This window comes from Paenibacillus terrigena DSM 21567 (assembly GCF_000374845.1).
Classification (GTDB): domain Bacteria; phylum Bacillota; class Bacilli; order Paenibacillales; family Paenibacillaceae; genus Paenibacillus_K; species Paenibacillus_K terrigena.
The window spans coordinates 1-18,692 of sequence record NZ_KB895431.1 but is presented as its reverse complement, the minus strand read 5'-3'; the positions used below and the strand labels follow the sequence as shown (position 1 = coordinate 18,692).

21 protein-coding genes and 2 pseudogenes are annotated in these 18,692 nt (G+C 42.2%); 19 read left to right on the top strand and 4 right to left on the bottom strand.

Going from position 1 to position 18,692, the window contains the following annotated elements:
• The first annotated feature begins 259 nt into the window (after positions 1-259).
• Positions 260-709 (top strand): annotated as a pseudogene (locus C558_RS32045) (GrpB family protein).
• A gap of 103 nt (positions 710-812) precedes the next feature.
• Here the strand turns inward: C558_RS32045 and C558_RS0127900 are convergent.
• Positions 813-1,202, bottom strand: a complete 390-nt coding sequence (locus C558_RS0127900; protein WP_018759593.1) for a carboxymuconolactone decarboxylase family protein — start codon at positions 1,200-1,202, stop codon at positions 813-815.
• Between the two features lie 86 nt (positions 1,203-1,288).
• Here C558_RS0127900 and C558_RS33455 point away from each other — a divergent pair, with 86 nt between their 5' ends.
• The 9 genes and pseudogenes from C558_RS33455 to C558_RS34065 all read left to right on the top strand — a co-directional run bounded on the left by C558_RS33455 (position 1,289) and on the right by C558_RS34065 (position 6,873).
• Positions 1,289-1,567, top strand: coding sequence for a MerR family transcriptional regulator (locus tag C558_RS33455; protein ID WP_342662363.1), 279 nt, complete (start codon positions 1,289-1,291; stop codon positions 1,565-1,567).
• Positions 1,568-1,930: 363 nt separating this feature from the next.
• Positions 1,931-2,200: pseudogene (locus C558_RS0127895) on the top strand (sensor histidine kinase); the annotation flags it as partial.
• 77 nt (positions 2,201-2,277) lie between these two features.
• Positions 2,278-2,424 carry a hypothetical protein gene (locus C558_RS34070; protein ID WP_018759591.1) on the top strand — a complete coding sequence of 49 codons (147 nt, stop codon included), beginning with the start codon at positions 2,278-2,280 and terminating at the stop codon, positions 2,422-2,424.
• A gap of 155 nt (positions 2,425-2,579) precedes the next feature.
• Positions 2,580-2,702, top strand: coding sequence for a hypothetical protein (locus tag C558_RS35050; protein ID WP_281167152.1), 123 nt, complete (start codon positions 2,580-2,582; stop codon positions 2,700-2,702).
• A gap of 58 nt (positions 2,703-2,760) precedes the next feature.
• Positions 2,761-2,934 (top strand): hypothetical protein, encoded by a 174-nt coding sequence (locus C558_RS34845; protein WP_245583891.1) that lies wholly within the window; start codon positions 2,761-2,763, stop codon positions 2,932-2,934.
• A 96-nt stretch (positions 2,935-3,030) separates the two neighbouring features.
• Entirely contained in the window at positions 3,031-3,300 is a 270-nt protein-coding gene (locus tag C558_RS34840) for a hypothetical protein (RefSeq protein ID WP_018759589.1), read from the top strand.
• Between the two features lie 260 nt (positions 3,301-3,560).
• Positions 3,561-4,862, top strand: coding sequence for an ABC transporter substrate-binding protein (locus tag C558_RS0127870; RefSeq protein ID WP_018759587.1), 1,302 nt, complete (start codon positions 3,561-3,563; stop codon positions 4,860-4,862).
• A 935-nt stretch (positions 4,863-5,797) separates the two neighbouring features.
• Entirely contained in the window at positions 5,798-6,355 is a 558-nt protein-coding gene (locus tag C558_RS0127860; RefSeq protein WP_018759585.1) for a GNAT family N-acetyltransferase, read from the top strand.
• A 350-nt stretch (positions 6,356-6,705) separates the two neighbouring features.
• On the top strand, positions 6,706-6,873 hold the full coding sequence (locus tag C558_RS34065; RefSeq protein WP_018759584.1) for a glycine zipper domain-containing protein: 168 nt from the start codon (positions 6,706-6,708) through the stop codon (positions 6,871-6,873).
• Positions 6,874-7,244: 371 nt separating this feature from the next.
• Here C558_RS34065 and C558_RS32895 read toward each other — a convergent pair whose 3' ends face one another.
• Together C558_RS32895 and C558_RS0127845 are read right to left on the bottom strand one after the other, a co-directional pair.
• Positions 7,245-8,216 (bottom strand): S-layer homology domain-containing protein, encoded by a 972-nt coding sequence (locus tag C558_RS32895; protein WP_018759583.1) that lies wholly within the window; start codon positions 8,214-8,216, stop codon positions 7,245-7,247.
• 274 nt (positions 8,217-8,490) lie between these two features.
• Positions 8,491-9,144, bottom strand: a complete 654-nt coding sequence (locus C558_RS0127845; RefSeq protein WP_211220809.1) for a hypothetical protein — start codon at positions 9,142-9,144, stop codon at positions 8,491-8,493.
• Between the two features lie 170 nt (positions 9,145-9,314).
• Here C558_RS0127845 and C558_RS34060 point away from each other — a divergent pair, with 170 nt between their 5' ends.
• The 8 genes from C558_RS34060 to C558_RS0127805 all read left to right on the top strand — a co-directional run bounded on the left by C558_RS34060 (position 9,315) and on the right by C558_RS0127805 (position 15,568).
• On the top strand, positions 9,315-9,467 hold the full coding sequence (locus C558_RS34060; protein WP_018759581.1) for a hypothetical protein: 153 nt from the start codon (positions 9,315-9,317) through the stop codon (positions 9,465-9,467).
• Between the two features lie 309 nt (positions 9,468-9,776).
• Positions 9,777-10,730 (top strand): helix-turn-helix domain-containing protein, encoded by a 954-nt coding sequence (locus C558_RS32030; RefSeq protein ID WP_245583890.1) that lies wholly within the window; start codon positions 9,777-9,779, stop codon positions 10,728-10,730.
• A gap of 269 nt (positions 10,731-10,999) precedes the next feature.
• Positions 11,000-11,653 (top strand): CPBP family intramembrane glutamic endopeptidase, encoded by a 654-nt coding sequence (locus C558_RS32025; protein ID WP_018759580.1) that lies wholly within the window; start codon positions 11,000-11,002, stop codon positions 11,651-11,653.
• A 15-nt stretch (positions 11,654-11,668) separates the two neighbouring features.
• Positions 11,669-12,595: an alpha/beta hydrolase family protein gene (locus C558_RS0127825; protein WP_018759579.1), complete on the top strand. Its 927-nt coding sequence runs from the start codon at positions 11,669-11,671 to the stop codon at positions 12,593-12,595.
• A 342-nt stretch (positions 12,596-12,937) separates the two neighbouring features.
• Positions 12,938-13,510 carry a nucleoside/nucleotide kinase family protein gene (locus C558_RS0127820; protein ID WP_018759578.1) on the top strand — a complete coding sequence of 191 codons (573 nt, stop codon included), beginning with the start codon at positions 12,938-12,940 and terminating at the stop codon, positions 13,508-13,510.
• A 250-nt stretch (positions 13,511-13,760) separates the two neighbouring features.
• Positions 13,761-14,093 carry a winged helix-turn-helix transcriptional regulator gene (locus tag C558_RS0127815; protein WP_018759577.1) on the top strand — a complete coding sequence of 111 codons (333 nt, stop codon included), beginning with the start codon at positions 13,761-13,763 and terminating at the stop codon, positions 14,091-14,093.
• Positions 14,094-14,362: 269 nt separating this feature from the next.
• Positions 14,363-15,091, top strand: coding sequence for an NAD(P)-dependent oxidoreductase (locus C558_RS0127810; RefSeq protein ID WP_018759576.1), 729 nt, complete (start codon positions 14,363-14,365; stop codon positions 15,089-15,091).
• Positions 15,092-15,106: 15 nt separating this feature from the next.
• Complete coding sequence (locus tag C558_RS0127805; RefSeq protein ID WP_018759575.1) at positions 15,107-15,568, top strand: DUF2269 family protein; 462 nt, start codon at positions 15,107-15,109, stop codon at positions 15,566-15,568.
• Between the two features lie 325 nt (positions 15,569-15,893).
• On the opposite strand, the gene C558_RS0127800 is transcribed toward C558_RS0127805, so the two are convergent.
• Positions 15,894-16,508 (bottom strand): helicase-related protein, encoded by a 615-nt coding sequence (locus C558_RS0127800; RefSeq protein WP_169445438.1) that lies wholly within the window; start codon positions 16,506-16,508, stop codon positions 15,894-15,896.
• 768 nt (positions 16,509-17,276) lie between these two features.
• On the opposite strand from C558_RS0127800, the gene C558_RS0127795 reads away from it, so the two are divergent.
• Positions 17,277-18,074 (top strand): phosphotransferase, encoded by a 798-nt coding sequence (locus C558_RS0127795; RefSeq protein WP_018759573.1) that lies wholly within the window; start codon positions 17,277-17,279, stop codon positions 18,072-18,074.
• Positions 18,075-18,692 lie beyond the last annotated feature (618 nt).

Below are 18,692 nucleotides of genomic sequence, written 5' to 3'. Positions count from 1 at the left end.
TTTTCTTTTTGCAAAGACGAAATTAATCCATCTACAGGAATGCTAACGGGACACTATAGTGGAGGAGTTTGCAGCGATGCAGTTCTTCTTGTTCATTGAAGTAACGGGCAGAATCGTTGAGCATGTTGCCGAATCGTATAGATAGAAATGAGATCGATATTTGGAGTGATTCTATATGCTTGGATTGCCAAAAGGTGAAGTTTTTTTAGTCCCTTGGACTGTAGAGTGGGAAACAGAATTCCTCTTAGAAAAATAGAAAATACATCAGGCTTTATTTAATGAAATATTATCCATTCATCATATTGGGAGTACATCCGTAAGAAATCTAAGTTCAAAACCGATTCTTGACATTGCGATTGTCATTCCTTCGTTTGAGATTGGCTTGGAGTGCGTGGTCCCTTTAGAGCAACTTGGATACACGTACAGAGGATCGGATCTCCTACCAGATAGATATTACTTTAACAAAGGCGAACCGAGAACCCACCAAATACACATGTATGAGAGCGAAAATAGATATTTACTTGAACAATAGTCATTTAGAGATTATTTACGCAATAACGAAGTGGCGAGAATGCAATATGAAGAACTTAAACGGGAATTTGTAAAACAGAATAGCAAGAATAAGCACAAATATGCTGACGATAAGACTGAATTCGTGAAAATCATTTTAAAGAAAGTAAGCGATGAGAACAACAATCATCAGAAATAAGAACGCCATTAAGCTATCGGAACACGATAGCTTAATAAATAACTAAAATCGGCTGCCGGCATAGATCGGCAGCCGATTTGCGCTAACGGGCAGTTTAGTTGTTTTAATTCATAATTTTCAAATTCCGTTTCTCAAAAATTTGTTTGGCAACAAAAACGGCATTAAGAACTCTTGGGAACCCAGTATAGGGAATGCAATGCATAATCGCTTCAATTACTTCATTCGGTAAAAGTCCTACATTGAGAGCTGCGTTGATATGCACGTTTAGCTGTGGCTCGCATCCGCCTTGTGTTGTAAGAGATGCGATCGTTATTAGCTGACGTTGTTTGAGATCAAGAACTTCCCTTGAGTATATCTCTCCAAATGCAAATTCAACGACGTACTTTCCCAGGTCGGGAGCAATGTCCCTCATCGATTCAATGACACGTTTACCTCCTTCACCATCTATTTGCATTAATTTTTCCCAACCACGTGTATAACGTTCATTTGACATATATTATTCCTCCTCGTGAGTAACTTGAATTAAATGTTACACTTTAGAGTGCACTCTAAAGCAATGCCTATTTTTGATGTGCTATAATGAAATTTATGGAAACTAAATTTTTTACAATTCAACAAATTTCTGAAATGACGGGGCTTACTGTTCACACATTGCGCTATTACGAGAAAATTGGATTGCTTTACGGGATCCATCGAGATACAAGTGGGTATCGCCAGTACTCAGAGTCTGATATCTTGTGGATCCATTTTTTACTCCGATTGCGGGTAACGGGAATGAAAGTCAGTGATATGAAGCGTTTTTCTGATCTACGAAGTCAAGGTGAATCTACAATAAATGCAAGACGAGAGCTGTTGTAAACCCATCAAAGAAACGTTCTTGCTCAAATTAATGAACTGAAAAACAACCTGAGGATGATTGAAGAAAAGATAGATTATTATAAATGGATGGAGGGGCAAAATTAAATTAGTCATTCCGCTAACGGGACACGATAGTTGAACAAAGTGATAACAAAGAAAGGGCCATCCCAAAAGGATGGCCTTAAAAACTTGCCGTTTCTGGTGGTACAGAGAACCGTAGCTTTATGTCATAACTCGAAGATTTAGTGGTGGATTGGCTAAGGAAAAAACTAATTCTTGAAGTTCATCATGAAGAGCTTACATCTTGTCTAACGAGGTATCACTGGAGGAGCAAATTGAACAGAAATTTACGCGTGAGGAAGCAAGTATATAGATATTCATGGCGCTCTAGATGACGATCATGTGGTGGTCCAAATCGCAAATTACTGTGATTGTATTCCTCCGGATGAAATTCCTCATATTTTCGATATGTTATTTAACGGGGATCAGGTGCGGACTTATCGTGAGGGAAGCACGGGTCTCGGTCTGTTCATCGCGAAAAATATCGTGACGCAACATCAAAGTACGATTACGGCTCAAAGCAGTTCGATTCGCACGCTTTTTGAAGTCCGGATTTCAAAGCTGGATCTTTAAGGAAAATTTAAGCTTAACCCTACTTCTTATTTTATCTTTCTGCCCTATTCTTAATGAATGAATGGGAGGAGGAACCAATGAATGAAGAAGTGGGGTTTTTGGCATGGCTTCATTATGACGTAAACGATAAAAAAATGGATCCAAAAGGATGCTATAGCGGCATTGATGTTTCTCGCCCCAAGCGTTTTCGGATTTGCGTTATTCTACCTAACGTATTTCATTAAAAGCGTTTAATTGTCGGGCATCAAAGGATAGGAGGATTAGACCGGAGATGAATCTGAGAAAGGGCCTGCAGATCGCAGGCGCAAACGAATCATTCAAATCGTATTCCTTATTTTAATGGGATTGTTACTGTTTTTTACTTTTGTTCAACAACACGTTGCAGTCGCTCACATTACCGAAAGTGTGGACGGAAAAGCCGGGTAAAGGGAGTCTTTTATTTACGATAGAAGGAAGCGGTATGCTGCAGCCGATGACAGCAAAACTGCCGAACGAGAATTGAAAGATGAGGTCACCGTCCTGAACAAACACAGAATATTCAGGATCAGTACATCCTGTTGATGAATGAAGGAGACGAGCTCAAGATTCGGAAGGTAAATCGCGAAATCAAAACGAGCCAGCTTGATCTGAGCACTCAGGAACGTAAAATTAGCGAGCTAAGAGAACGCCTAGTCAGCCAACAGGAAATAACCGCTCCTTTCGATGGTGTTATTACTCAATTGAATGCCATTTGAAGGTTTAGCTTCGGCGGGATAACCGGATGTTCTTATTTCAAGCAGCAGCCGAGGATATCGATTGGATGAATCTGCCGATTCTACGCTTTTATCTAGTTGGGTATTTCAATCGGAGAAAATATAGAGGTTAAAGTAGGTGCAGTCCAAGAACAACAGATCCGCATGATCGTAGGCACGATAGAAGAAATTGTGAATACAGTGCCGCGTTCTGCGATCCCAACGGGTGAAGAGACGGGTACGACCCTAACGATCCCGCAGGAGTCTCTTCGTATAAAGGTCATGGATTCCGAGCTGCAGGGGGAAGGAGCAGGCAGAAATCAAACTCGAAAAACGCTCACGCCAAGAGGGAGTGGTCGTTTCCAATGAGGTTATTCATCAGGATCATGACGGCGTGTTTGTTTATAAAATTGAAGAGAGGAGAGGGGCATTGGGCAATGCTTATGTTGCCCGTCAAATCCGAACAAGTCCAGTGAAGCGAATGGCAAGGAAACAATGATTCAATTGGATAGTCTCTATGAGGAAGACCTGTTTATTCTAGAAAGCAGTGAGCCTTTACAAGACGGAAACCGTGTTCATTTGCAATAGTTATGCATATATGTGATGGAAATTCAGGAGGAATTCATTCAATGAAAAAGTGTTTGTGTATCCTATTTATTGGTATTTTAACATTGTCAATGACCGCATGCGGTTCTGGAGGCAGCAATGAATCGGCAAGTACGGAGAAACCGGAAATGAAAGAAGGGAAAACAATCGTTACTTTGGCGTTGCAGCTATGGCCTACACAATCGAACACATTTTATAAGACGATAGAAAAAAAGGTTGAAGAAAAGTATCCGGACATCGATCTGCAACTTCAGATTTCAGATGATTTTGAAAAATATCAAAAAACGACGAATGCAGCGCTACTATCGGGCAAAGGTCCGGATATTTTCGATATCAGCAATTTGCCTATCGAAGATTATGTGAACAAAAAGCTTGTCCTGAACATGGATGAGCTCATCGAGCAAGACAAAACGGTGAATAAAAGCGATTTGCAAATGAACATTTTGGATGCGGTGAAGCTGAACGGCGGTTCCTATGCCATGCCCTTAGGGTTCACCCTGCGGACGTTCGTAGGGGATGGGGACATTCTTAAGAACGCGAAAGTTGACGATAAGAATTGGACATGGAAGGAGTTCGAAGAGATTTCGAAAAAACTGGGAGATAGCGGCTCGAAACGCCGCTACGCTTTAGCGAATGACCCCCCGGAGCTAATCCTTCAAGAGCTGATTGTCGATAAATACACGGAATTCGTTGATCCTAAAGCGAAAAAAGCCAAATTCGACTCGCCCTTATTTCTGGATACGATGCAACAAATCAAAAAAATGTTTGATGATAAAGTGATGACTTCGGAACCGGCAGATATAGGCAAGCAAATGTTTTATTCTACTGTTTTGCAATCGCCGGCAGAACTTATCAATGGCCCTCATCTTCTCTTCTCCAATCCGAAGTTGCTGCAAAAACCTGAACAAAAAGGCGGAACGAGGATCGTTGTAGCATCCCGGTTCGCAATAAATGCCAAATCTCCGGTTAAAGAGGAGGCTTGGAAGGTTATTGCTTACTTGTTATCCGAAGAAGGGCAATCGCTGCAAGAGAGAGAAGGGTTTTCACTGCTTAAATCCGTGAATGAGAAGCAGTTGAACGACATTCAAGAACAAGTTAAAAGCGGGATGTACAAGCTTCCAGACGGGAAAGCGCCTAAGGTGTCGGACGAAGAGTTCACTCAGTTCAAACAATTCATTAATACAGCGGATAACTATTCGGATGCGGACGGTCGTGTGATTTCCATTATCGGAGATGAGGTCAGATCATTCTTTAGCGGACAAAAGTCTGCGGAAGAAGTAGCCAAGCTGATCCAGAACAAGGTGACAACTTTATTAAACGAATAACATAAGTTCAGTTCTGAACAATTTTGTTAATTAACCGAAGAAGAGAATCCCCGTGAACGGGAAACAAACCCGCAAAGGTGTATATTCCTTATCCATATTAATTTGACTTACGATAACCTGTTAAAGCCTCATATGAATGATTTGCGAAAGTACTGTACCTATCTGACAAAATCTCGCTGAGATGCAAAAAGTTTTAGTTCAAGAGACGTTAGTAAGGACGTTGGAATATTTTACGAACATCGAGCCTCTCAATAGAACAAAGCCTTTTCTGTTTCGAGTGGCACGGAATTTGTGGATCGACCATTGCCTGGCGAAGCAGAAGAGAGGGTCAATAGCCGTATTCGATAACGATGACGCGCTGGCTTGTTCCGATTCAGATTATGGAGAGGTTCAAAGCTTAATCGAGTGGATGGTAGAGAAGTTTCCGCGCCTCCAACTCATGGGGAAATTGTTGAGGCAGCAAGGGTTCTTTCGGATTTGTATAATAGTCAATTCGAAAGAGCCTCAACCGCATAAGAAAAAATGAAACAAGACGACTTACCTTCTGAGCGAAGGTAAGTCGTTTTGTTTGTTTCTAGATGGCCAATACAAGTTTTCCTACGATTTCATTGAGATTTCTTTGGATCTCGTTATTGTAGTCTCTTCCTCAATAATACGGGAGAAGATAGTTCATTTTGTTTTTATGCGAATAGTTTAAACAACTTTATTGTCAAAGAACAGGAATCGCATATTAAAAGCAGCCAGCCGGAAATAACCGACTACACATCGTTCAGCTAACGGGCAGGATAACGAACAAATTAGATTTACTTTCGTTGCCCAAAAGAGGACATCGCTTTTTTGTATTATTGTTCTGCTTGAAAATTTAACTAATTATATTATAATCTAATTAGATCTTTGTATAATTTGTTGCCTTGATGCGAAAGGAAAATGAGAAAATGATGACGCAATGGCCAGTGGTCTGGGGGACAGATCGATGTGACATTCACACGATGCGGCATGCGGAGGAGAAAACTCTTCAGGAGCTATATGAAAGATCCGCTCCGCTGCCCAAGTGGACTGGACAGCCTCTCGACCGGCTGTATATTTCCAATGTTCTGAACGGAATCCCCGAACTGCCCCCCGGTGGGAGCCCGGATCGGATCGTCGCCCAGCTTGCGGCTCATCGGGTAAGCGGTCCGGATGCCGTCCCTTCAGCTTTATTCGAACTTTACCAAGGCTACCCCGAAGAACGCGATCTGTATATTGGGCTATTCGCTGTCGATCCATCTTGGCGTGGCCAAGGGTACGGAAAGGAACTCGTTAACGGAATCATTTCGCTTGCCGTTAGCTTATCATATGAGACCGTACGAGCAGCAGTCGATCTTAAAAACTGGGGAGCTCTTCGCTTCTGGGTTGGTTGCGGATTCAAGGAAGCAGTGAAGATCAGTGGCGACCGGGAATATGGCGAGAAGGCCTATGCCAGATTGGAGCTGGTTTACCGTCTAACGAATTAATCGGCGGCATGCTCCGTTCGTTGAAGTAACGGCAGATTTGTTAAGCCAATCCCCCTTAAATTTAAGAGAAAACAAGTCATCTATTTTGGGACACGATGTAGATTAAATTGTACTTTCTGTGTAGGGAGGGCTCGGCGTGAGTCCCCGTATCAAACACAGATCATTAAGCTAACGGGACACGATAGTTGAATAAAATTATTGTTGAGTAGGCTTCCACAGTCTGCTCATTTTTTACTAATTGGAAGAATATTGCAACGAAGAAATAATGTATTCCGGCAAAATATGTACTAAATTCAAAGTATCAAAATAGAATGTCGTATGGTTTATGGGGAAGGAGGATTTGAGGATATATGGATAATAATTCAAACAAAATGATGGCAAGTGGACTGGCAATTGGAGTTGCATTAGGAGCAGCTTTTGGTTTTATGTTTGATAACTTTGCTCTTGGAATGACATTCGGTATTGCGATAGGAGCCGCATTTGGTGTACCAGTACAATGCAAGAAGAAATTGAACTAACGGGACACGATAGTTGAATCTAATTAACAGACAATATACAAAAAGTCATACCTCCTTCTTTATATAGCTTTACTGCATAATTCATACCTGCGTGATTTTTATAGGTTAGGACACCCCCTTATTGAACCGGGTACAATAACAGAAAGAGCAGGAGGAACACTTCGCTGCTCTTTTGCTATTGCCTTATTTGATGTTTAGCTTATGAGAGTCACTCTGGAAAATGACAGACACCAAGAACGTTTCCATCTGGATCTTTAAAAGAAGACCCTTTTACATTTCCATAGTCCCGAATCGCAATAAAAATAAAATGGGTATATTATCCATAAAAAGCAGCGGTTGAATTTCTCAATTCGACCGCTGCTTTCATATTGCTACAATATAATTTCAAATGATGATTTAATGTTCTGAACATCCTTAAACATAGCTTTATAATCCTCCATTGACTTATTATCGCTTGGATCATATTGAACATCCGTTGGCGTATGGAAAATGTATGCGTGGTCTCCATACTCACCAACTTTAACGGCAGGAATTTGGCCTTTAATTTCCTCTTCCCTCTCAATCCAATAGTCTTTAGGCCACACAGCTATTGTAAATAACACCCCATATTTTGTTGTTTTGTTAATAAATTTAAGACTGTGTTTGGATTGTGGATCTTTAGTATCCACTACCTCAAATTTATTTTCCCAAGTTTTCGGAAGAGTGAGTGTAAAGTGATACTCACTATTATTATAAACCAGCACATTTTCACTTCGATTATACTTTTCTTCTACCGCCGAAATGGGTTGCAGAGCTTTAGAGTCTAATCGCAGACGTTCAATAAATACGACAACTTCAGTCCTTGACAGTGTATCGTCTTTATAAAATCCTTTTACAGTCCTTGTAGTTTTTCCATTCGCTAATCCAAGATCAAGGAGGTACTGAACCGAATCAGCCACATTGTAATTTTGTCCTGCGGCGTTTGCTAAATATTGAGCGGCCGTCCCCCTAGAAAACGTCTTATTGGTGGGCTTCACTTTCCAACCTATTTTATCAACATAATTTAAATACGGTTCATCCCAGTGTGCTGGATGGGTACCCAGTATGAAATCATTGGGCTGAAAAGCTCTTATAAGCATAGCAAGAAATTCGCTTTGACTTACGACCTTGTCTGGCTTAAAAGTACCATCTGGATATCCATCCACTATCTTATTTTCAAAAGCCCATTGAATGCTTGCATAACCCCAATATTCAGCTTTCACATCGCTAAAGGAAGTCCCCTTTGCATATGTTGGACCTAAATTTATACATAACATGCTTATTGAAAGAATCGCAACGCAAACTTGTCTTTTGTATAGTTTCATTATTATAGCTCCCTTATTGTTTTCTTAAGTATAAGAATCCACCGAGTTGGCGTGAGGATATCAGCTTACCAGCAAGTCCCTCAAGATTGTGTTAGGTTGAAATCGTCATACAGCACTAAAGGAATATCTCCTGCACTCCATTGCAACAGTCATTGTATTAAAAAACTTATCGATTGGTTTGATTCTCTTGTATGTATGATTATAAATAAGAGCCCTGACAACAGGGTGACAGGGCTCATAGAGGTTTTAGTTCGATATATCATTTTGGGATCAATTATTTTTTTAATGGTTCGACACCGATCGTGGTACCTGTATCGCTCGGGTCTTTCATTTTTATATTCGTAATAAACCAACCTTCATGACCTTTAGATGCAAACTTTTGTACGGTGACAACCGCAGAGCCCTTGCCTTTCCAATTGGAAGCAACAAGGCCATAATCGAATGAGAACTGAGTCGTCGTTTTATTCAGAGATTTTGTTTTGAGCTTTTCGATCTCAGACATATGCGGACTGGAGCCGCCCGTTGTCCAGTAGTAATCTTCGAATTCTTTCTTGGTTATGGAACGTAGTTCAGGTGAGAAAACAGCGAATTGCAGCGCTCCATTGCGAGTCTGAATGCCTTTGACCCAAGTATCTAAGGCTTCTTTTGCTGTAGAGGGGACCATCGCCGCTTCCAAACGTTCGATCTGAATCGCTTGTTGAGCGGATTCCGGCAGCGTCACTTGAACTTCATTCTTATCAGCATCGTAGACCGCCTTGCCTTTAAATTCTTCCGCAAGGCGATCGATCGGAACAAGCACTTTGCCGTCTTTGACTTGAAGGTCTAGATAGCTCGTCACAACGCCATGTCCATTGATAAGTAAATTCAATTTAGATTCTGCATAAGCAGAGCCTAAAGCAATCATCGCCCCGATGGCAGTACACAGCATAATTTTTGACAGGGGTTTCATCATATTCACCTCTTCTTCATATAGAAGTATAGACGATTAATACTGGAAAAAGTTTCCTCTGACATAGCGAAAGGGAGCCCGAAGGCTCCTCCAACTAAAGGCAGGATAACTCAATAATTACCAGAGAATATTACCTTTGAGGTGATGTTATGCAGAGATTGCTGCTGCTGCTTCCTTTGTTATTTTTAGGAATGAGTTCGGTAGTTGCTCAATCAGAATTAGTAACTGAGAAAACAAACCGTATTCAAAAAAGCGTCATTGAGAAGGAGCTAACCCTAAAAGGGGTCCTGCCAACATTTTAACGAAAATATACGCTAAGGCCCTGAATCGTCTCTGGCTTAGCGTTTTTTTATACTGTTCAGTGAAAATAAAGTTTTAGACTGTCCCTATTTATCTGTTCGACGAAGGATCTAAAAACCCGGCTCTAACGCGGCTTTGTCGACAAGATTTTGCAACAGTCAAGTACAGTATTTGAAACACAGCTCATCCTAAGGGGTGGGCTGTTTATTTTATATTGTTTCCCTACGGTTGATTGTTTCTCGAAAAGTAAACTAAGTGTCGCTTGGAAGGTTACTTTATAAACCGTATAGTAATAAGCGGAGGTGACGTTGATGAAAGAAATCAATCTGGCATCGGTCATTTTGGCCAAACGCAGGGAAAAAGGAATCACGCAGGATGGGCTTGCGGCATATATCGGCGTTTCCAAAGCGTCTGTTTCTAAGTGGGAAACGGGGCAAAGCTATCCCGACATCACATTTCTCCCACAGCTTGCCGCCTATTTTAACATCAGTATAGACGAACTGATGGGCTATTCCCCGCAAATGGAACGGACGGACATCGCAAAACTATACATCCGGTTGGCCTCTGATTTCGCTTCCCTGCCTTTTGAAGATGTAATCGCGGAGTGCGCTATCATCATTAAAAAATATTACGCCTGTTTCCCACTCCTTTTGCAAATAGTCAAGCTGTATACAAATCACTTCATGTTGGCGGGAACGCAGGAACGAAAAGAGGCGCTTCTGAACGAATCAGTGACGCTATGTGAGCGGATTCAGGCAGAAAGTGACGATGTTCAACTTTCCAAAGAAGCGGTTTTATATCAGTCGATTTGCTGTCTGACGCTTAATAAACCGCAGCGTGTTTTGGATTTACTTGGGGAAGGAATCCGACCCATGATACCGGAGGGTGTGTTAATGTCACAGGCTTATCAGGTTATGGGTAACTTCGGCAAAGCGAAAGAAACCTTGCAGATTGATCTGTATCAGCATACGATGGCGACTTTTCACGGGCTGCTGAAAGTACAGCAAACGAATATGGACAACCTCGAAAAAGCGGAAGAAGCCTTTCTGATGGCGTCAGATATCGCACGAATCTTTAATATGAAGAGGCTAAACCCAAACGATGTCATCCAACTTTACGCACAGGGCGCTCATATGTATTGCGCGAACAATTTCCTCGAAAAAGCGATTGAACTGCTTGGAAAATATGTGGATACCTGCGTGGAAGGATTCTTCCCCTTTGAGCTTCATGGAGATTCCTCTTTGACCAGATTGAACCGTGGCTGAATGATTTCGCAGCCACGCCCCGCAGTGAGCAGGTAATAAAGGAAAGCATGATGCGGGATGGACTGATGAATCCAGCGTTCGATTCGTTGCGAGATGACTCTAAATATCAACGAATCGTTCAAAAAATGGAGAATTTTATAGGAAGGCATTGACTATGAAAAAAATCATCAACTGGAGCTGTTCTTCCTGCTTATTGTTGTGTGCGCCGTGACAGGCATAATGGTTCTACCGTTTACTACGCGCTTGCTCCGCTGCCAGATAACGCGCCTATGCAGATCATCATACCAGCGCAGATTGCGCAAACACTGGTGTTGAGTGCGTTGGCGAGCTTTTTTGGATTGATTTTGGCGCGGCGCATTGGGTTTGGCGCACCGATTCTGGAGGAAATTACAGGCGGTGAAAAGCGAAAGGATTATTTGAAGTCTATACTCGGTTCATCCGTCCTTTGGGGTATTTTGGGCGGTTTGCTTGTCGTTTTACTGTGCATTCCGTTCTGGAATATGTCCGTTGAACTGATGAAGGCGGAAATGGCGGTGCCGATTTGGAAATCCGCACTTGCGATTTTCTACGGCGGCACAGCGGAAGAAATATTGTTCCGGTTGTTTTTGATGACGCTTTTGGTTTGGATTACTTCCAAAATCAAAAAGGCGAAAGATGGAGGTCCAACTAAAATCGGCGTGTGGCTGGCCATAATTATAACAGGCGTGATTTTTGGCCTCGGTCATCTGGGAATCACGAACGCGCTGACCGCGGTCACCGGCGACGTAATCCTCCGGGCGATATTGCTAAACGGCTCTCTCAGCATTATTTATGGCTGGCTCTACTGGAAAAAGGGGCTGGAGTCGGCGATGATTGCCCACTTTTCCACCGACATTGTGTTGCATATACTCATTCCGCATGTAATAGCGCCATTATTTATCTAATCGGAGGTTATGGACATGAACGAAAAAATAATCATTGGCAGGGGAACGAAATACCCTTTGAATGGGATTTTGTCGTTGCCGGATAATTGTTCTTCAAAGGTTTCGGCTGTGGTACTGGTGCATGGCTCAGGCCCTGCGGATATGGATGAAAGTATCGGCGCTAATAAGCCATTCCGCGATATTGCAGAAGCACTGTCTGCCAAAGGAATCGCTGTGCTTCGCTATGACAAGCGCACAAAGATATACGGGAAGCAGATGCTGAAAGAAAGCCCCGGCGATGTGACTGTTGAAAGCGAAACAATAGAGGACGCCCTCCTTGCCGCCAAACTGCTTAAAAATGATGGCAGAATTGACCCCGAAAAGGTGTATATTTTAGGTCACAGCCTCGGCGGTATGCTCGCGCCGCGTATTGACGCGGAGGGCGGCGAATTCGCGGGTATAATCATATATGCAGGCTCGCCGCGTATTTTGAGCGATATTTTGCTGAGCCAAAATGATGATATGCTCAGTCAATTGCCTAAATTCCTACAGAAAATAGCGAATAGGAAAATCGCGGGGCTCAAAGCCAAATTCGGAGCCATCCCCGGTATGAGGGAGGAAGAAGCAAAACAGACAAAGATTTTTGGTAAAACCTACGCATGGTATTTCAAGGAGATGGCCGAACATCCCGTTACCAATTATCTGAGCAGAACAGAAAAACCCGTGCTGGTATTGCAGGGAGACAAAGATTTTCAGGTCTCCACGGAAAAGGATTTCGCACTCTATCAGCAAATCTGCATCGGTAAGCCCAATATCCGTTTCAAGCTCTACCCCGGATTGAACCACCTGTTTATGAAGTCGGTTTATGGCAGGGTCAAGGACTTCAAAAAAGAGTACAAAATCCCACAAAAGGTGTCAGCAGAAGTTTTGGAGGATATTGCGGAGTGGATATTGACCAAATAATAAATAGTTACCCGTTTATCTCATCGTCTGTCGGTTCCGATCGATGAACGACGGGGCTTTTACTTCTCGCGCGCATACGTAATCATGGATCGCCTTACGGACTTTCCTAAATTGGAGAAGCTGCTGCGCGGACAGATTATGATATCATAGCAGAGATGATTATGTGCTAACGGAGAACTATAGCTTAATAAATAACTAAAACGCGGCTGCCATCAAAGATCGGCAGCCGCGTTGCGCTAACAGGCAGATTAATGAGGAAGGACTTCCTGCCGGCCTCCAAGAAAAATGGTATTTATAATAGCTTTAGGAAGGAATAATGATAACCGAAAGAAGGTTTGAAAGATGAGTATTACCGTTGTTTCAATTAGTGGGCCATCAGGTTCAGGTAAAAGTAGCCTAGTTAAAGCTATTGTTACTCTGCTTCCGAATTCTTGTTCGCTCCATTTTGACGACTACAAAGAAACCACAAGATTCCCTGATGATTTATCAAAGTGGGTAAATGCCGGTTGCAATCCAGATGAATTTGAAACTCCAAAAATGGTTGAGGACCTGAAAACTTTACGTAATCAGAGCCATTACAATTGGGCCATTGTCGAGGAACCTTTTGGCCGTGGGCGAACAGCGATAGCTGAGCTTATTGACTTTGTAGTTTGCATTGACATTCCACCAGAGATTGCTTTAGCTCGAACAATCAAAAGAGCCGCACTTACTGTCCCAGAAAATGTTGAAGTATCAGCTTTGGTGAGAAGCATTATTGAATTTGTTGATCAATACCTTCACGTCAGTAGGGATTCATATGCAATTGTAAATGGGAATGTAAAGAAAGATTGTAATCTTATCGTAGATGGAACAAAGGAAGTCGAGCTCCTATCCAATGAAATTATCACCGCATTACAAAATAGCTTATTCTGCTAACGAGACACGATAGTTGAATAAAAGACGCGATTGCAGTCGGTCGAAATGATCGGCTGCTTTTCGTTGAACGGGCAGTTATAGAGGAGAATAACCCCATTTCATTAGCCTCGTTTAATCTTCGCAACCGATTTTGGATCCGAAAATGAATTAATTTTATTTGGTTGACCGGATTGCAAACATTCTGTAAAATTTTGTTAAGTGTATACTTTAGGGTAATGAACTTACTTAAAGGTAAGGGGATGATTTATCAATGATTCATCAGCTTGAATGTCCAGTGGAGACAATCATTCATGTTCTAGGCGGCAAATGGAAACCAATGATTTTATGGCATTTGATACAATCCAATAAGCGATTCAACGATCTGGAAAAGCTTATACCAGATGTTTCTCAAAAAATGCTTTCACAACATTTACGGGACTTGGAACGAGAGGGCATAATCGATAGAACGGTCTTCCCCACCGTCCCTCCAAAAGTAGAATATTCCCTTAGTGAATATGGTAAAACATTGATTCCTGTAGCAGAAGTCATGTGTACTTGGGGAGAAAACCATAATAAGCGGAAATATGAAGAATCTGCTTCTTAAAGATGGTTCAATTCATTTGCACACGAATTCAAGCACTCATAACAAAAGCTGCCACGGGATTTGACCTGGCGGCTTTTGCTATTTACAGTCAATCTTCCTTTAAGATTTTCACCGTGGACCAACATGGATAACCCTTTCTGCTTAATGCTTACTTTTAAGTAAGGACCCTACATTAAAGTGGGTTCTTATTAAGATTTTTAAACGATGCTATGCTTGAGTCAATCCAGAGATGAAATATCGGGAGTCAATTATAAAAGGAGGAAAAAACGATGAAAATTATTGTTTTCGGAGCAACGGGAAATACGGGGAGAAGAGCGCTGGAGCAAGGGTGTAAAATGGGACATGAAATGACCGCATTCGTGCGAAACTCAGAGAAGTTTTATGGACAGCAAGGAGAGCGTTCCGCCAACCATGTGAAGGTGATCGTGGACGATATCATAAACCCAATAAGCGTCGGCGAGGCGCTCTCGCATCAAGACGCCGCTATTATTGCTGCCGGCCATGCAGGTCAAGGAGATGAGTTCGTTCGTCTCGTTGATAACATTATAAGCCAATGTGAAATCCACCCTAGTTTTTCCGGGAGGGTATGGGTAATGGGAGGTGCCGGCCTGCTGGATATTCCATATACTGATCTCATTGGCAACAATCTGCCCGGATTCCCGCCTGCGTATAAAAATCACAACCGGAATTTTGAACGACTGCTGCAGTCTGAGCTTGATTGGTCAATTATGTGTCCGGGAACTATGATTGATTCGATAGAACCTCCGGCGTCGATTCATCTGCATGTAACAACGGAAACCTTGCCCATATCAATTCCGAAGACGATCAAGGAATTATCCGAGGCCGATATAGCCGGTTACTTGTTCAGTCGGCTTCAAGAGCTGGATGTTGCTTATGATGATGTCGTGAAATGCATGCTGGACCATATCGAGCTCGGAGGGCCTTTTAAGAGGAAAAGGGTCGGACTCGCCTATCAAAACGAGATTCCGGTGTGCTAAGGAGCAAAAAGGGAGATGGTGAATTTGGTTGGATGGATCCTCGTGTTGCACATATTGGCTTCTATCGCGGTAATCGGTCCCGCTTTCGTGGTACCCGTCATTCGAAGGTCCGCTAGAACCGTCGGCCAGTTGCGCTTTGCTTTTGATGTAACGAACAAGCTTGCCATCCTGCCTAAAATTGGCGGAGCCGCACTTATTATTACCGGGGTTTGGCTTATGATCATAACGAAGATGGGGTTGTCCCAAATGTGGCTAAATATATCGATCCTTTTATCGCTGCTCATGGTCGCCACGATCGAGGGATTGATCGGGCCGCGCATGAAAAAGATCATGGAAATTGTATCTATAAGTCAAAGCAAAGGGGATGAACTACCCTCCGAGCTCGGTCGATTGATGAAAAAGATCGTACCAATCGAGACGGCGTCACAGCTGCTTATGATTGCCATAACCGTACTTATGATCCTTAAACCATTCTAAAGAAGCCGTCAACCCTTTAACAATCGGCCCTTGGGTAGCCCCAGGAAGGGAAGAATCAATATCGAAAAGGTGGCCGTGCGCAGCCCTTTGTTCCATTAATGAGGAATGATGTTCAATAACCAAAGGGCTGCCGCGTGGCAGCCTTTTGTTCCGTATATAAACTTCCGCATCAACGCCGTAGCGAATGTAATAGCAACATCACCTTGGAGCTGGTGGGAGCAGGTCAACTTATTCCAATACAGGAGTATAACCAAAGATTGAGTAGGATCAGACAACAGCATGAGGCTGCCGCGGAATTGATTGGCAGCCTTGCTGCAGCGTTACACTATGGGTTCCGGCATTCCCGATATTCGAACTCGTCGATTTTGCCAGACGTTAAGAGATAATATATGGTCGCTTCTTTATGATATGAAGTTTGTCTCGATATGCGGTTGTTGCGCTGCAGAATATCAGAGTAGCGGGCCGGATAATCATAGTGCACAAGATGATTTGCCGCCGTAACGTCGAGACCGGTGTTGACGGAATCCGTAATAAGCAGAACGGTGAATTCCGGGATTTTATTAAATCTGTCAATCATCTCATTGGCCTCATGGATGGAAAGCTGTGCCGTAATAATAAGAACGCCCTTGATGTCCTCGTCCGCAGAAAGCTCGTCTAATAACAGGGCGGTGACGGCATTCGATTTGGAAATGACGATCGCCTTTTCCCTTCGGTCACTCACATCTCGGATGATGGACCTCAGCATGTTCATTTTTTGCGGATTCTGGTCGCAAATAAGCGCCATTTGCTCTTTAATCGCCATGAGCTGTTTTTTTTCATGAATGGAGGATGCCCGGCTATTTCGCTCGGAAGCCGTAAAGTAATTATTCAAAAGCTGCAAGTATTCGGTTTCATATTCGGGCTCCAAGGATACGACGATCTGTTTTTCAGTAATGTTCACGATATCAGTCATCCTTCCTGCTCTTCTTATTCTTTGAATAATAGCAACGTAACTTATGATACGGTTCTCTCGACGAAACGGCAAGCTTCATAAAATGGAATTTTACAACGCGACGGTAAGAAATATTACCTGGCTAATGAAAAATATACATCGCTGGTGTACTTGCTGAACACATGGTACACCCTCAAAATGAATTTTCGGATATTTCGGTACATTGAAGGAAACACGTTATGATAGGCATTCATTGAGCTAACGGGACACGATAGTTGAACGAAAAAAGGAGCAGGATGCCGTGGCAGCTGCTCCTTTTTTTATTAAGCTATTGGGCAGAATACTTGAAAACTAAGTTATGTGATGTTTTGAAAAAATGGGTTATTCGTTATCCTCGTGCAGGTCTAAGAGTCAGATGCGACTAAGATAATGATGTTGTTGAGCGGTCTTTTTTGATTTTTTCAACTAAATAGCAAAATAAAAGTCTTTTCTTAGTTGGTAACCCCTGGTAATATCTAATTTAGAGATGTAAAGAGAGGGGAATCTATACTTATGTGGAATACCTTGAAATGATTATTTAATTGGATAGAGACAGTGGCGGTCCTTGGTTCTTAAGGATGCGTTTATTTGTCTATCTTAAATCATTCAAGGGATACATGGTGTGGACAATTAATTTCCCATTGCCGAGCAGATACCTTTGTATATCTGCTTTTATTTATGGGAAAAAATACATCTCTATTGACACAATCAAAGAGTCCCGAAATTGGGGGAATTTTAATGAAAAGCCAGTACGAAAAAGAAGAAGCACTAACTGGAGGGAATGTCTCCAGTGTATATCGTTTGGGAGATACGGTTCGACGAGAATTAAAGCCTGATAGTGTTAAAATTCATACATTGTTAAAGCACCTTGAAAGCAAAGGCCTACATGGCGTGCCAAAGTTTCTAGGTATTGATGAAAAAGGAAGAGAGATCTTATCCTTCATCGAAGGAGAAGCTGGCAATTATCCGTTAAAAAAATACATGTGGTCGGACGAGTCTTTAAAAGAGATCGCAAAAATGCTTCGTCTCTATCATGATGCGGTGAGTGATTTTCCAATGGAAGAACGTTGGCAACCCATTGATAACACCCCGCAGCCATTTGAGGTGATGTGCCATAATGATTTTGCCATCTATAATATTATTTTTAATCGCGAAGAACCAGTAGGTGTGATTGATTTTGATTTGGCTGCTCCTGGTCCAAGACTTTGGGATATCGCCTATACGCTTTACACGTGCGTTCCTTTAAGTAGGCTATATCATACGGAAGCAGGTGAAGCCATTTATTATGATTCGTTAAAGGATGCTGAGCGAATCAAACAAAGGGTTAAATTGTTTTTTGATTCCTATGGTATGGAGGGAATAGATAAAGGGTTTTTAGAGATGGTATTGCTACGAGTAGAAGGATTATGTAAAACTATGCAAAGGAAAGCCAAAGAAGGCGATATGGCGTTTCAAAAAATGATCGACGAGGGACATTATGATCACTATCAAGAGGAACTTCGATTTATTCGCGAACACGGAAAAGAGTGGAATTAAGAGAAAAGTCTTGGTGAACCAACGGAGTGTAAGCGTGAAAAAAGAGACCATCTTTTGAGAGTCCACTGAAAAGTAAAACTTGAGGCCTTCCCCGACTTTCAGTCGGGGAAGGCCTCACTGTTTTTGTGTATGGTTGTATCAACTTAAGGTGGTGTGTCTTTTGCTTCCAAGCCCTGGTGAACAAATACGTTAATCCAGTCCTTATTTCGTTATCTATGATATTGTGGTGCCTAAAGACAATGTGCTTCGTCAAATCAAAGAACTTGTAGATTTCAGTAAGCCCCTATTCGATTGAACTAAAGGGACACGATAGTTGAATAAAACTCAATGTTGAGCAGACCACTGTAGTCTGCTCATTTTATTGAGCTATTCTAGCTAATAGTTTGTCAATATTTAAAACTTAATGGATTCAATCGCCGGTGGTATACTGAAAAATGAGTATAGCAAATAACCCTTCCTGCAGTTGTGGGAAGGATTTCCTGAGAAGGTGAGAATTTCTTTCTAACTCAATTGAAATGCTTCTTTTTTAGTAAGGATCGCGTAAATCCAGTGGATCAGCTTGTTTACGCAGGCAATTACGGCTACTTTAAACGGCTTGCCCTCGGCACGTTTTTTATC

What these genes read in the sequence shown, in the direction of transcription:
- C558_RS0127795 (WP_018759573.1), top strand. Translation starts at nt 17,277, where the DNA reads ATGAAAAGCCAGTACGAAAAAGAAGAAGCACTAACTGGAGGGAATGTC.
- C558_RS0127900 (WP_018759593.1), bottom strand. Translation starts at nt 1,202, where the DNA reads ATGTCAAATGAACGTTATACACGTGGTTGGGAAAAATTAATGCAAATA.
- C558_RS34070 (WP_018759591.1), top strand. Translation starts at nt 2,278, where the DNA reads ATGAATGAAGAAGTGGGGTTTTTGGCATGGCTTCATTATGACGTAAAC.
- C558_RS32025 (WP_018759580.1), top strand. Translation starts at nt 11,000, where the DNA reads ATGCAGATCATCATACCAGCGCAGATTGCGCAAACACTGGTGTTGAGT.
- C558_RS0127825 (WP_018759579.1), top strand. Translation starts at nt 11,669, where the DNA reads ATGAACGAAAAAATAATCATTGGCAGGGGAACGAAATACCCTTTGAAT.
- C558_RS0127870 (WP_018759587.1), top strand. Translation starts at nt 3,561, where the DNA reads ATGAAAAAGTGTTTGTGTATCCTATTTATTGGTATTTTAACATTGTCA.
- C558_RS32895 (WP_018759583.1), bottom strand. Translation starts at nt 8,216, where the DNA reads ATGAAACTATACAAAAGACAAGTTTGCGTTGCGATTCTTTCAATAAGC.
- C558_RS0127810 (WP_018759576.1), top strand. Translation starts at nt 14,363, where the DNA reads ATGAAAATTATTGTTTTCGGAGCAACGGGAAATACGGGGAGAAGAGCG.
- C558_RS34060 (WP_018759581.1), top strand. Translation starts at nt 9,315, where the DNA reads ATGCAGAGATTGCTGCTGCTGCTTCCTTTGTTATTTTTAGGAATGAGT.
- C558_RS0127845 (WP_211220809.1), bottom strand. Translation starts at nt 9,144, where the DNA reads ATGCTGTGTACTGCCATCGGGGCGATGATTGCTTTAGGCTCTGCTTAT.
- C558_RS33455 (WP_342662363.1), top strand. Translation starts at nt 1,289, where the DNA reads ATGAAATTTATGGAAACTAAATTTTTTACAATTCAACAAATTTCTGAA.
- C558_RS0127860 (WP_018759585.1), top strand. Translation starts at nt 5,798, where the DNA reads ATGATGACGCAATGGCCAGTGGTCTGGGGGACAGATCGATGTGACATT.
- C558_RS0127815 (WP_018759577.1), top strand. Translation starts at nt 13,761, where the DNA reads ATGATTCATCAGCTTGAATGTCCAGTGGAGACAATCATTCATGTTCTA.
- C558_RS0127820 (WP_018759578.1), top strand. Translation starts at nt 12,938, where the DNA reads ATGAGTATTACCGTTGTTTCAATTAGTGGGCCATCAGGTTCAGGTAAA.
- C558_RS34845 (WP_245583891.1), top strand. Translation starts at nt 2,761, where the DNA reads ATGAATGAAGGAGACGAGCTCAAGATTCGGAAGGTAAATCGCGAAATC.
- C558_RS0127805 (WP_018759575.1), top strand. Translation starts at nt 15,107, where the DNA reads ATGGTGAATTTGGTTGGATGGATCCTCGTGTTGCACATATTGGCTTCT.
- C558_RS32030 (WP_245583890.1), top strand. Translation starts at nt 9,777, where the DNA reads ATGAAAGAAATCAATCTGGCATCGGTCATTTTGGCCAAACGCAGGGAA.
- C558_RS34065 (WP_018759584.1), top strand. Translation starts at nt 6,706, where the DNA reads ATGGATAATAATTCAAACAAAATGATGGCAAGTGGACTGGCAATTGGA.